Origin of the sequence: Aeromonas sp. SG16 (assembly GCF_024436135.1) — a bacterium.
Taxonomy (GTDB): Bacteria; Pseudomonadota; Gammaproteobacteria; order Enterobacterales; family Aeromonadaceae; genus Aeromonas; species Aeromonas jandaei.
In genome coordinates this window covers 594,556-607,019 of the sequence record NZ_JANFNW010000002.1, presented here as the reverse complement: position 1 = coordinate 607,019, position 12,464 = coordinate 594,556, and the positions used below count along the sequence as shown (strand labels likewise).

Annotated in this window: 10 protein-coding genes; 9 read left to right on the top strand and 1 reads right to left on the bottom strand. The window is 57.9% G+C overall.

What is annotated here, in order from left to right:
* Positions 1–175 precede the first annotated feature (175 nt).
* From nagB to NOM67_RS09870, 3 genes are read left to right on the top strand one after another with little or no spacing between them, the layout of a single operon-like run.
* A complete protein-coding gene (gene nagB, locus NOM67_RS09880) occupies positions 176–976 on the top strand; it encodes a glucosamine-6-phosphate deaminase (protein ID WP_255936476.1) in 801 nt (266 codons plus the stop codon).
* A gap of 9 nt (positions 977–985) precedes the next feature.
* Positions 986–2,131 carry an N-acetylglucosamine-6-phosphate deacetylase gene (gene nagA / locus NOM67_RS09875; RefSeq protein WP_255936474.1) on the top strand — a complete coding sequence of 382 codons (1,146 nt, stop codon included), beginning with the start codon at positions 986–988 and terminating at the stop codon, positions 2,129–2,131.
* Positions 2,132–2,135: 4 nt separating this feature from the next.
* Entirely contained in the window at positions 2,136–3,350 is a 1,215-nt protein-coding gene (locus NOM67_RS09870) for an ROK family protein (protein WP_255936471.1), read from the top strand.
* 69 nt (positions 3,351–3,419) lie between these two features.
* Here NOM67_RS09870 and NOM67_RS09865 read toward each other — a convergent pair whose 3' ends face one another.
* Positions 3,420–5,036, bottom strand: a complete 1,617-nt coding sequence (locus NOM67_RS09865) for a phosphoethanolamine transferase (RefSeq protein ID WP_255936469.1) — start codon at positions 5,034–5,036, stop codon at positions 3,420–3,422.
* Positions 5,037–5,266: 230 nt separating this feature from the next.
* On the opposite strand from NOM67_RS09865, the gene NOM67_RS09860 reads away from it, so the two are divergent.
* The 6 genes from NOM67_RS09860 (at position 5,267) to NOM67_RS09835 (ending at position 12,379) form a co-directional block, all read left to right on the top strand.
* A complete protein-coding gene (locus NOM67_RS09860) occupies positions 5,267–6,502 on the top strand; it encodes an HD-GYP domain-containing protein (RefSeq protein WP_042032413.1) in 1,236 nt (411 codons plus the stop codon).
* A gap of 353 nt (positions 6,503–6,855) precedes the next feature.
* Positions 6,856–8,526, top strand: coding sequence for a sensor histidine kinase (locus NOM67_RS09855; protein ID WP_255936466.1), 1,671 nt, complete (start codon positions 6,856–6,858; stop codon positions 8,524–8,526).
* Complete coding sequence (gene btsR, locus NOM67_RS09850) at positions 8,523–9,227, top strand: two-component system response regulator BtsR (RefSeq protein WP_156852141.1); 705 nt, start codon at positions 8,523–8,525, stop codon at positions 9,225–9,227. Before NOM67_RS09855 ends, btsR begins: the two co-directional genes overlap by 4 nt.
* Before the next feature lie 140 nt (positions 9,228–9,367).
* Positions 9,368–10,789 (top strand): carbon starvation protein A, encoded by a 1,422-nt coding sequence (locus tag NOM67_RS09845; protein WP_041208399.1) that lies wholly within the window; start codon positions 9,368–9,370, stop codon positions 10,787–10,789.
* 210 nt (positions 10,790–10,999) lie between these two features.
* Positions 11,000–11,338, top strand: coding sequence for a DUF3302 domain-containing protein (locus tag NOM67_RS09840; protein WP_033113465.1), 339 nt, complete (start codon positions 11,000–11,002; stop codon positions 11,336–11,338).
* 3 nt (positions 11,339–11,341) lie between these two features.
* The gene (locus NOM67_RS09835) at positions 11,342–12,379 is read left to right on the top strand and encodes an HlyD family secretion protein (RefSeq protein ID WP_033113466.1); all 1,038 of its coding nucleotides are present in this window, start codon (positions 11,342–11,344) and stop codon (positions 12,377–12,379) included.
* Positions 12,380–12,464: the final 85 nt, after the last annotated feature.

Genomic DNA, 12,464 nt, shown 5'->3' with positions numbered 1-12,464 from the left:
TTCGCTGCGCAAATTAATAAACCGATAATCGTGATCGTTATCACCCAAACAAGATAAAGGTGGTGGATAGATGTGGCTTAGTTCGCAATCTTTATTTACGCTATAAAACAACTTAAATTCGTCTTAGCCCATTGCCACCGTCAAGCCGGTCGCAACCCGACACAGAGGTATCCATATGCGCCTAATCCCGTTGAAGTCCGCCAGCCAAGTAGGCCTGTGGTCTGCCCGTTACATCGTTGACCGTATCAATGCGTTCAAGCCGACAGCAGACCGCCCCTTCGTACTGGGCCTGCCCACCGGTGGCACTCCGCTCAATACCTACAAGCGTCTGATCGAGTTGCACAAGGCTGGCGAAGTGAGCTTCCAGAACGTGGTCACCTTCAACATGGACGAGTACGTCGGCCTGCCGGAAGATCACCCGGAGAGCTACCACAGCTTCATGCACAACAACTTCTTCAGCCACATCGACATCCGTCCCGAGAACATCAACATTCTCAACGGCAATGCCGAAGATCTGGTGGCCGAGTGCAAGCGCTACGAAGACAAGATCAAGTCCTACGGCAAGATCAACCTGTTCATGGGCGGCGTCGGCAATGACGGCCACATCGCGTTCAACGAACCGGCCTCTTCCCTCTCCTCCCGTACCCGGGTCAAGACCCTGACCGAGGATACCCGCATCGCCAACTCCCGCTTCTTCGGTGGCGACATGGAGCTGGTGCCCAAGCTGGCGCTGACCGTGGGTGTCGGCACCCTGATGGATGCGGAAGAGATCATGATCCTGGTGACCGGCCACGGCAAGGCACTGGCTCTGCAGGCCGCCGTAGAAGGCAGCGTTAACCACATGTGGACCATCTCCACTCTGCAACTGCATCCGAAGGGAATGATGGTGTGCGACGAGCCCTCCACCATGGAGCTCAAGGTCAAGACCGTTCGCTACTTCCAGCAGCTGGAAGCCGCCAACATCGGCCGTCTGTAAGGAGCGCCCATGTACGCATTGACCAACTGCACTCTCTATACCGGCAGCTGCGTGCTGACCGGTTACGGGGTGCTTATCGAGGGCGACAAGATTGTCGCCATCTCCCGCGAGGCCGAGCTGCCTGCGGGTACCGAACAGATTGACCTCAAAGGCGCCAATCTGACCGCCGGTTTCATCGACGTGCAGCTCAACGGCTGTGGCGGCGTGATGTTCAATACCGACATCACCACAGAAACCCTGGCCACCATGCAGGCGGCCAACCTGAAATCCGGTACCACCAGCTTCCTGCCGACCCTGATCACCAGTCCGGATGCGGACATGAAGCAGGCCGTCGCCGTCACCCGCGACTACATGGCGGCGCACCCCAACGAGGTACTGGGCGTCCATCTGGAAGGCCCCTACACCAACCTCAAGCGCAAGGGTATCCACCCTGCCGCGCAAATCCGCCAGCCAGCGGACGAGATGATCGACTTCTTCTGCGCCAACGCGGACGCCATCGCCAAGATCACTCTGGCACCGGAGCGCAACGATCCGGCCCACGTTCGTCGTCTGGTGGATGCGGGAATCCTTGTCTCTGCCGGCCACACAGCCGCCAGTTATGACCAGGCGATGACTGGCTTTGACAACGGCATTCGCTTTGCCACCCACCTCTACAACGCCATGACCCCAACCCTCAACGGTCGCGAGCCGGGTGTCGTGGGCGCCATTTATGACCGCAAGGATGTCTACGCCGGCGTCATCGTCGATGGCCACCATGTGCACTGGGCCAACGTGCGTCTGGCACACAAGATCCTTGGTGAGCGACTGGTGCTGGTTACCGATGCCACTGCTGCGGCAGGGGCGCCGGAAGGGTTTGAGAAATTTGATTTTTGTGGCACCACCGTCTTTTTGCGCGATGGTCAGTGCATTGACGAGAATGGTACACTCGGCGGCTCCTCCCTCACCATGATTAAAGGGGTGGAGAATCTGGTCAAGCAGGTCGGATTACCGCTCGATGAAGCACTGAGAATGGCCAGCCTCTATCCCGCGCGCGCCATTGGATGGGACTCACGTCTCGGTAGTATCCAGGTCGGTAAAGTAGCCAACCTCACTGTCTTCGATCAGGACTTCACGGTCCGTGGGACCGTGGTTAACGGACACTACACACAACAGTGACATCATGACTGGCGGACAAATAGCAAACGTAGATCTTATCAAGCAGGTCAACAGTGCAGCCGTATATCGGCTCATCGACCTGCAAGGCCCCATCTCGCGGGTCAAAATTGCCGAGTTGAGTCAGCTGGCCCCGGCCAGCGTGACCAAGATAACCCGGCAACTGATCGAGCATGGCCTGATCAAGGAGACCTCTCCGCAAGCCTCCACCGGCGGGCGGCGAGCCATCTCGCTGACCACCATCAAGCATCGCTTTCAGTTTGTCTCCGCCAAGCTGGGCCGTGGCTACCTGCAGCTGAGTCTCTATGATCTCGACGGCAAGGAGCTCGACCAGCACGTCATTCAGGTGACCGAGATCGACCAGCAGCCCGTGGTCGACATGCTGCTGCGGGAAATTGGAGCCTTCATCGACACCAACGCCGAGCGCAGCCGCAATCTCATCAGCATCGCCCTCACCATGCCGGGTCTGGTCAATCCGGAATCCGGCATGGTCATCTATACCCCCAAGTACCAGATCCGCAATCTGGGACTGGCCAAGCTGCTTGAGAACCACTTTAACCTCCCCTGCTATGTTGGCAACGACACCCGCTCGCTGGCGCTGGCCGAACACTTCTTCGGCGAGTCCCGCGACTGCATGGACTCCATTCTGGTGAGCGTCCACCAGGGCACCGGCTCCGGGATCATCACCAAGGGTCAGGTGTTCCTCGGCCAGAACCGCAACGTCGGCGAGATCGGCCATATCCAGGTCGAGCCGCTCGGCAAACGCTGCCACTGCGGCAATTTTGGCTGCCTTGAGACCATCGCCTCCAACGAAGCGATCATCGACAAGGTGAAGGAGCTTATCAGCCGCGGCCACCAGAGCTCGCTGCAGGAGAAGCACATCACCATTCAGGAGGTGTGCAAGGCGGCGCTGGCGGGCGACGAACTGGCTCGCAGCGTCATCGAGAACGTCGGCGAACATCTGGGACGGGCGGTAGCCATCACGGTCAACCTGTTCAACCCGCAAAAGGTGCTGATCGCCGGCGAAATCACCGCTGCCGAAGAGATCCTCTTCCCGGCTATCCGCCGCTGCGTTGAGCACCAGTCCCTGCCTAGCTTCCACCGTGGCCTGCCCATAGTGAAAGCGCGCTTCCAGAACCAGCCAACCTATGGCGGATTTGCCTTGGTCAAACGTGCCCTGCTGGAGGGAGACCTGCTGCAGATCATCATGGAGCAGAAGTAAGTTATCTTTTGCAATAAAAAACGGCAGCCAGTGGCTGCCGTTTTTTATTGGGCGAATCTCGCCCCCTTATCACTGACTTCTGCAGGCTTTGAAAAGATCCAGATCCCCATCGTAGACCTTGGTCTGCACATCCATAATCCCCAGCATCGAGTGGAACAGGTTGTCGTGGGAGAAGCGCTTGCTGCTTGCCTCCCCGGCCAGGCAGCTCATATCCAGCTGACGGGCGGCCACCATTTGCGGAGAGAGCCAGGTCAGCAGGGGGACCTTGGTCTGATCGTCCGGCGCGAACTTGTAGGGTGTGCCGTGCAGGTAAAGTCCCATGGCACCCAGCGATTCGCCGTGATCCGAGAGGTAGAGCAGGCCGGTATTGTACTTGCTCTCCAGAGCCTTGAGCTTGTCGATAAGCTGCGCCACCACCTTGTCGGTATAGCGGATAGTGTTGTCATAGGTGTTGACCAGCTCCTCGTCGCTGCAGTTTTCAATGTCGCTGCGCGGGCAGTCGGGCACGAATACCCGATCACTGGCTGGATAGCGGCGATAGTAGGTCGGGCCGTGACTCCCCATCAGGTGAAAAACCACCAGCTTGTTGCCCTTCATTCGGGCGATCTGCTGATCCAGCCCCTCCAGCAGTACCTCGTCATAACAGGCCCCCCCCTTGCAGAAGGCCGGATAATCCTTTGGCGATATATCGATGGTCGGCACATTGCGGCATACCCCCTTGCAGCCGGCATCGTTGTCCTTCCAGAGCACCGAGATACCGGCATGCTGCAGCACATCGAGCAAGCCATCCTGAGCGTTCGCCTGCTGCTCGTCATAGCCACGGCGAGTCAGGTTGGAGAACATGCAGGGCACCGAAACCGCGGTGGCGGTGCCGCAGGAGCGCACATCCCGAAACGAGACGATCCCTTCCTCTTTGTCGGTAAAGCTGTTGGTCGGTTTGCCATAACCGTTGAGGGAGTAGTTTTTGCTGCGCGCCGTCTCCCCCACCACCAGAAACATCAGGGTCGGTTTATCCCCTTTGGCGATGACTTTGGCATCAGTCCCCAACGGTTGATAAGGAATGGGGGTAGCAAATACCACGTCGCGGGCATATTTGTAGATGCCGTTGACATAGTTGGCCGGCACGATCTGCTTGCCCAGGATCCGGTGATTGCGGCCGATCGAGACGTAATCCTGATAGTAAAGAGCCGCCACGCCTCCCACGAACAACAGCGAGAGGACCAGTGTGCCAGCCCTGATGGCCAGCCCCTTGTACCAGTTTGCTGGATAGCGCACCTTCAGCGACCAGAGCACCACCATGGGCAACACACCGGTCAGCAGGAACCAGAGCACGACCGGCACATTCAGGTAGGAGGTCGCCTCGCTGTTGTTGGTCTCCACTATGTTCTGGATCATACTGGCATCGAAGATGACGCCGTACTTGAGCATGGCGTAACTGACGATGGAGCCCGTCAGGATCAACAGCGAAAAGAAGGGTTTGAGCAACCAGCGGAAGGTAAAGGGGATAAAGACGGCGTTGAGTGCGGCAAGCAGCACCAGAGGAACCGAGATAACGAAACCGGCCCGGACATGCTCCAGACCACTGATGACAGAATAAAAACGAAGAAAGAAAGGCCAGTTCAGCACCAGTGCGAAAAAGAGCACCAGCAACAAATTCACCTTCATCACACCGAGCGTGATGCGCATAGAAGACTCCTGAATGCCGGACGACACAATAAATGGCGGGGCAACACTACCAGAAACAGTGCCGCCAGCGTAGAAGGCAAAAATTAAGCGCGAATTAAGAGATAACGCAGCGCTCCGTGCGCATCATCACAGCCTCGCGTCCAGTCAGCCGTTACCTTGGTTTTTTTGTTGTCTATCCATCGGATTTTGCTAGCTTGTTGGGTAGGCATTCAAGAAATGCGAGTTGATCAATGGCACTGATCGAAGCCTCTATAGAACAGCTGAGGGTTGGCCACTTTATCCATCTTCCCACCGGATGGACAAACCATCCTTTTATGTTCAATGCCTTCAAGATCAAGGATCAGCAACAGCTGGACATCATTCGCCACCTTGATCTGAACCTCATGATGGTAGACCCCGACAAGAGCGATCTACCGATCGAGCCGCTGTTGCGCGGCGATGTGCCCGATGCCGGCCCCGACCTAGAAGAGCTGGAAGAGCTGATCGCCTCGGGCCCGCCCCCCTTTGACGAAAAAGCCTTCCGCCGCTCCATGCGTGCCGCCGACAAGGCATTTGGCCAGTCGATGAGCGAGTTGCGCGATGCATTGGGCTCCCTCAACCTGAAACCGGACGAGGGGCTGGCCAATACCGCCCAGATTGTTCGCAATGCCGCCCTCCAGCTCAGTCAGCATGAAGGGCCGCTTGGACTGCACCTGATCCGCAACCCCCACACCGACATTTTGCTGCAACACAGCCTCAACGTGGCCTTTATCGCCATGCTGATGGCACGCGAGCTGGGCATGAACCCCATTGAACTGGAAGAGACCGGTCTGGCCGGACTTATCCACGATATCGGCGAGCTCAAGATACCGAGTCAGATCATCCAGAAGCGTGGGGAGCTCAGCAAGGCAGAGCAGAATTTTCTCAATATGCACCCGCAATACGGTCTAGACATGCTGACCCAGCTCAATGCCTTCGAGCCCAAGATCCGTCAGGTGGCACATCTGCATCATGAACGGCTCGACGGCAGCGGCTATCCGCTGGGGATCAAGGGAGGGGAGATACCACCGCTGGCACGTCTGATCGGACTGGTGGACTTTTATGACGAGCTGCTGCATCCGCGCAGCAGCGCCAATCCGGCGGCGCCCAGCCAGGCCATCAGCCAGCTCTACAAACTTTCCCAGAAGAAGTTCGATCAGACGCTGGTCAAGCTGCTGGTCAAGGTGCTGGGGGTTTATCCACCGGGATCGCTGGTGAAACTCTCGGACGAAACGGTGGCGCTGGTGTTGTCCACCGAACCGACCATGCCGCTCAAACCGAAAATTCTCACCTATATCAAGGGGCAGCGCCCGGAAGCCGTACCGATGATCGATCTGCGCGAAGATGAGCGCACCATCACCGCCTTTATCAAGCAGGAAGAGCTGGATGAGGGGCAACGGCTCTTCTTCAATCTGACCCGTCGCTTCTGTTACTACTTTGCGTTTTGAGTTATCCCCAGAAGCTGGGGATAACTCATTGGACAAACCGGAATAATTGCTCGAAGACCCGCCGAAAGGTTGTCATCTGACCATGTATAAAAAACGCCCAGCCATTGGGCCGGGCGGAGCATGCCACCTCCGTGTGGCGTATCCAGCGGATACATTCATGCTCCATCCACCAATACCAACCCCGGTGCGCTTACACAAATATCAATTTAACTTGCTGATTTAATATGGTTTTATCCAGCCGTTCTGGCAAACTGGCAGACCGTGCTGCCCCGTTCGGCAGCCAGAACAAGATCCTGATCACACTTATGCACGGACTGGCGATTATTTCACCCGACTTATGAGGAGCGTTTTTTATGCAGTTGGTTCTCTCCTTGCTGCAACAGATGAGCGTCAGTCTGGTGATCGCCTACCTCTTTTCCAAAAGCCCGCTGCTGCGCCCGCTTGCCAACTATTCTGTCAGACTACCTCACAAGGTACTGATATACATTATTTTTTCCAGCTTTTGCATCCTTGGCACCTATGTCGGCCTAGACATTGATGACGCCATCGCCAATACCCGGGCCGTCGGTGCCGTACTGGGCGGTTTGCTGGGTGGTCCGCTGGTGGGATTTCTGGTCGGGCTGACCGGGGGTTTGCACCGTTATACCCTGGGAGGATTTACCGATCTCGCCTGCGCCATCTCCACCACTTGCGAAGGGCTCTTGGGCGGCATAGTGCATTGGCGTCTGATGCGGGCCGGCAAGATGGATGCACTGTTCGAGCCGCGCATCGCCTTCTTTACCACCCTCTATGCCGAAATCCTGCAGATGGTCATCATCCTGCTGGTGGCGACCCCGTTCGACAAATCCCTGCTGTTGGTGCGCACCATCGCCACCCCGATGATTTTGGCCAACTCCTGCGGTGCAGCGCTCTTTATCAGCATGATCCGCGATCAGCAGCAGATGTATGAGAAGTTCTCCCGGGTCTTCTCCGCCAAGGCGCTCAATATCGCCAACCGCACCGTGGGGATCATGAGTCAGGGCTTTACCCCCGAGGCAAGTCACAAGATAGCCCGCATCATTCAGGAGGAGACAGGCGTCGGCGCAGTGGCCATTACGGATACCGACAAGATCCTCGCCTTTATCGGCACCGGCGAAGATCACCACTTACCGGGCACGCCCATCACCTCAGCCATCACCATGCGCGCCATAGAGCGCAACAAGGTGTTGTTCGCCGATGGCAATGCTCAGCCCTATCGCTGCAGCCTTTCGCCTCAATGCCAGTTGGGCTCGGTACTGGTGATCCCGCTGCAGGGGCACAAAGGGGTGATCGGCACCATCAAGCTCTACGAGCCCAAGAAGCGGCTCTTTCTCAAGATCAACCACACCCTGGGAGAAGGGATCGCCAACCTGCTGTCACAGCAGTTGCTGGCCGGTCGGCTGGAGCAGCAGCAGCGGCTGCTGGTGCAGTCCGAACTCAAACTGATCCAGGCCCAGATCAATCCCCATTTTCTGTTCAATACCCTCAACACCATCAGCGCCATCACCCGACAGGATCCGGGCAAGGCGAGGGATCTGCTGCTGCATTTGTCGCGATTTTTCCGCAAGAATCTCAAGCGCCAGAGCGGCCTTACCACCCTGCAGGAGGAGCAGGAACACTGCCGCTCCTATCTGGAGATCGAGCTGGCCCGCTTTGGCGATCGACTGACGGTGCAAAACGATATTCCGGCCCATCTGGCCACGCTGCAGTTGCCAAGTTTCACCCTGCAGCCCCTTATCGAAAATGCCATCAAGTACGGCATATCCACCCTGCTGGATAAGGGGTGCCTGCATCTCTACACGGAAGAGACACAGGAGACAGTAACCATCCATGTGGAGGACAACGCCGGTGCCTGGCAGCCACGACCGGCCGGGGATGGACTGGGAATGACCATAGTTGATCGGCGTCTCAAGAGCGCCTTTGGCGAACGCTACGGGGTGACCGTGAGCTGCGAGCCGGAACAGTGGACGCGCGTCTCCGTCACCTTGCCCAAGGAGCAACCATGATCCGGACCCTGATTGTCGATGATGAACACTACGCCCGCGAAGAGCTGAAACAGCACCTTGCCTGTGATCCCGCCATCGAGATAGTGGGGGAAGCAGGCAATGCCATCGAGGCGCTGCCGCTTATTCAGCGCCTCAAGCCAGACGTGGTCTTTCTCGATATCCAGATGCCCAAGCTGAGCGGTATGGAGTTGGTCGCCATGCTTGACCCCCTGCCCCGCATCGTCTTTGTCACCGCCTTTGACGAGTACGCCATTCAGGCCTTCGAGGAGAACGCCTTCGACTACCTGCTCAAGCCGGTAGAACCGGCCCGGCTGGCTAAGACCCTCACCCGTCTCAAGCAGGATATCTCCCCGCAACCGGTTGAAGCGCTGGCCCCCGCCATCCGCCATATTCCCGGCTATCTGCACAACCGGGTACGGCTGCTGCCCATCGAGCAGGTGGAGTATGCCTTCTCCGATCTGGGCGGCGTCCATGTCGCCTGTCAGGGCGAACTGTTCCACACCCAGCTCACCCTCAAATCCCTGGAGGAGAAGAGCCCGCTGCTGCGCTGCCACCGTCAGTATCTCATCGCCCCCGACGCCATCTTCGAGATCCGGCTGCTCGATAACCAGCTGGCGGAGATAGTCACCCCGAGCGGCGCCCGGGTGCCGGTCAGCCGCCGCTACCTGAAAGAGCTGAAGGAGCGACTAGGGCTGGAGTGAACCGTGGAGTGTGCGCCTGATCACAGCCGCCGACCGCTCGGCACGCCATGGCGCCGCTCATCTTTTTTCACCTGCCATTAACAGCCCAACGTCCTAGAGTGGCTGCGCACACCTAAAAATAACAATGCAGGAGCGTAGCAATGATCTGGTTCTTCCTCTGTGTCGGCTTACTTGTGGCCGGCTACTTCATATACGGCAAATTCATCGAACGGATATTCGGCCCGAAACCGGAGCTGAAAACCCCCGCCATCACCATGGCTGACGGGGTGGACTATGTCCCCATGTCGGACAAGAAAGTCTATCTGGTTCAACTGCTCAACATCGCCGGCGTCGGCCCCATCTTCGGCCCCATTCTGGGTGCCCTCTATGGCCCGGTCGCCATGCTCTGGATCGTCTTCGGCTGCATCTTCGCCGGTGCGGTTCACGACTACTTCTCCGGCATGCTGTCGGTGCGCGCCAGAGGTGCCTCGGTACCGACCGTAGTCGGTGAGCATCTGGGCAATGCCGCCAAACACTTCATGAACCTGTTCGCCGTGGTGCTGCTAATGCTGGTGGGCGTGGTGTTCGTGCTGAGCCCGGCAGGGCTGCTCGCCAACCTCACCTCCACCGATCTGGTCTACTGGATCATGGCGATTTTTGCCTACTACATCCTCGCGACCATAGTCCCCATCGACAAGATCATCGGCCGTTTCTACCCCATCTTCGGCGCCCTGCTGGTCTTCATGTCGGTCGGCCTTATAATCGGCCTGATTGTCTCCGGCAAAGGCTTCTACAACACCGGGATGGACTTCTCCAACCTGCACCCGACCGAGCTGCCGCTCTGGCCGCTGCTGTTCATCACCATCGCCTGTGGCGCGGTATCCGGCTTCCACGCCACCCAGTCACCGCTGATGGCGCGCTGCATGCAGAACGAGAAGTCCGGCCGTTTCATCTTCTACGGCGCCATGATCGGTGAAGGGATCATCGCCCTTATCTGGTGCACCCTGGGTCTCTCCTTCTACGACAGCACCGAAGCGCTCAACGCCACCATGGCCAACGGCGGCCCGGCTGCCGTAGTGCACGAAGTCTCCACCAGCCTGCTCGGCACCGTGGGCGGAATTCTGGCCATTCTCGGTGTGGTGATCCTGCCTATCACCTCCGGCGACACCGCGTTTCGCAGTGCACGCCTCATCGTGGCGGACTTCCTGAAGTTGACCCAGAAACCGATGGCCAAGCGTCTGCTGATCGCCATCCCCATGTTCATCCTTGGTTTCATCATTTCCAAGGCCGAGTTCGGGGTGATCTGGCGCTACTTCGGCTGGGCCAACCAGACCACCGCCGTCATCATGCTGTGGGCCGCAGCCGCCTTCCTCATCAAAGAGGGCAAGCTGCACTGGGTCTGCACCATCCCAGCCATGTTCATGACCGCCGTGGTGTTTACCTACCTGGCCAACGCCCCCATCGGGTTCGGGCTGGAGATGGGGATCTCGACCATCATTGGTCTGGCCGCCACTACCGTGATTACCGTGGCCTTCCTGGTGAAATTCCGTCAACCGCTGGTCAGCAACCCCAGCGAAGGGTGATGCCGGTATCCGGTTGTAAAAAAGGGGCCAGCTGGCCCCTTTCACATTGACAAAAAAGCCAATAAAACAACTCGTTATTCCCTTAAGCTCCTATACAGCACAAGCCCTTAAGATTCCGTGCGGCCTGACGATAAATATGTGATTTTCAATTGCTTTCCCGAATATATGAATCAATGATAAAGCTGTGCTTGAAGCCAGTGGAGGTTATGCATGTTCCTTGATTACTTTGCCCTTGGCCTGCTCGTCTTTGTCGCGCTGGTCATCTTCTACGGAGTCATCGTGATCCACGATATTCCTTACGAAATCGCCAAACATCGGAATCACCCTCATCAGGATGCCATCCATGTTGCCGGCTGGGTCAGCCTGTTTACGCTGCACGTGTTGTGGCCGTTCCTCTGGATCTGGGCCACCCTCTACCGCCCGGATCGGGGCTGGGGCTTTAACCAGCGCCTGCAAAAAGATGAAGATGATATCGCGGCCCTCAGAGAGGAGCTGGCTGAGCTGAAAGGCCGTCTCAACCATATCGAACAGCAAGAGCAACAGGGATAAATCATGGACCTGCTACTGATCCTGACCTACACGGCACTCTGCGTGGCCATCTTCAAAATCTTCCGGATCCCGCTCAACAAGTGGACTGTTCCCACCGCAGCGCTGGGTGGCGTGATCCTCATCGGCACCCTCATCATGCTGATGAACTACAACCACCCCTACTCCGAGATGGCACGTAACTACTACCTTTCCACCCCCATTGTGCCGCTGGTCAAGGGCCGGGTGGTCGAGGTGCCGGTACAAGCCAACCAGCCGGTGAAAAAGGGTGACGTGCTGTTTCGCCTTGATGACGAGCCCTTCAAGCTGAAGGTGGAAAGCCTGACTGCCCGGCTCAATGCCAACAAGGATCAACTCAAGTCGATCGATGCCAGACTGCGCTCCGCCAAGCTGGATCGGGATCGCGCCAGCGACCTGATGCGCCGTGGCGTCGGCAAGCAGCGCGACCTCGACGTAACCCAAGCGAGCGTGGACGAGATCGCCGCCCAGATGGATCAGCAACGCGCCATGCTGGAAGATCTGCAGGCCCAGCTCGATGAAGCCAAATACCAGCTGGCCCAGACCGTGGTCTATGCCCCGAGCGATGGCCATGTGGTGCAGCTCGCCCTGCGTCCCGGCATGATCGCCACCCCCTTCATGTATCGTCCGGTGATGACCTTCATCCACAAGGATGAGACCGCCTATGTCGGCTGGTTCTGGCAGAACAGCATGCAGCGTCTGGCGGTGGGTGACGAGGCCGAAGTGGTGATCGACGGTATCCCCGGCAAGATCTTCAAGGGCAAGGTAACCGCCGTGATCCCGGCCATTGCCGCCGGCAACGTGCAGGCCAACGCCATGCTGCTGGATCAGACCAGCGCTATCCGCCCGGGCCGCATGCCGGTGCTCATCTCCATCACCGACCCCGAGTGGGCCAAGTATCAGGTGATTGCCGGTGCCAGCGGACAGGCCGCTGTCTATACCGAGTACTTCCACCACGTCTCGGTGATGCGCAAGGTACTGCTGCGCATGGCAAGCTGGATGAACTACATCTTCCCCTTCCACTAAGCACACAATCTATTCAGCGGGCCGGCATCATGCCGGCCCGCTGTTTTTGTGGCGGCAAGATCCCTATAATGGCGCCATCCTGCCC

Coding starts and splice junctions, on each gene's coding strand:
- nagB (WP_255936476.1), top strand. CDS start 176: ATGCGCCTAATCCCGTTGAAGTCCGCCAGCCAAGTAGGCCTGTGGTCT.
- nagA (WP_255936474.1), top strand. CDS start 986: ATGTACGCATTGACCAACTGCACTCTCTATACCGGCAGCTGCGTGCTG.
- NOM67_RS09870 (WP_255936471.1), top strand. CDS start 2,136: ATGACTGGCGGACAAATAGCAAACGTAGATCTTATCAAGCAGGTCAAC.
- NOM67_RS09865 (WP_255936469.1), bottom strand. CDS start 5,036: ATGCGCATCACGCTCGGTGTGATGAAGGTGAATTTGTTGCTGGTGCTC.
- NOM67_RS09860 (WP_042032413.1), top strand. CDS start 5,267: ATGGCACTGATCGAAGCCTCTATAGAACAGCTGAGGGTTGGCCACTTT.
- NOM67_RS09855 (WP_255936466.1), top strand. CDS start 6,856: ATGCAGTTGGTTCTCTCCTTGCTGCAACAGATGAGCGTCAGTCTGGTG.
- btsR (WP_156852141.1), top strand. CDS start 8,523: ATGATCCGGACCCTGATTGTCGATGATGAACACTACGCCCGCGAAGAG.
- NOM67_RS09845 (WP_041208399.1), top strand. CDS start 9,368: ATGATCTGGTTCTTCCTCTGTGTCGGCTTACTTGTGGCCGGCTACTTC.
- NOM67_RS09840 (WP_033113465.1), top strand. CDS start 11,000: ATGTTCCTTGATTACTTTGCCCTTGGCCTGCTCGTCTTTGTCGCGCTG.
- NOM67_RS09835 (WP_033113466.1), top strand. CDS start 11,342: ATGGACCTGCTACTGATCCTGACCTACACGGCACTCTGCGTGGCCATC.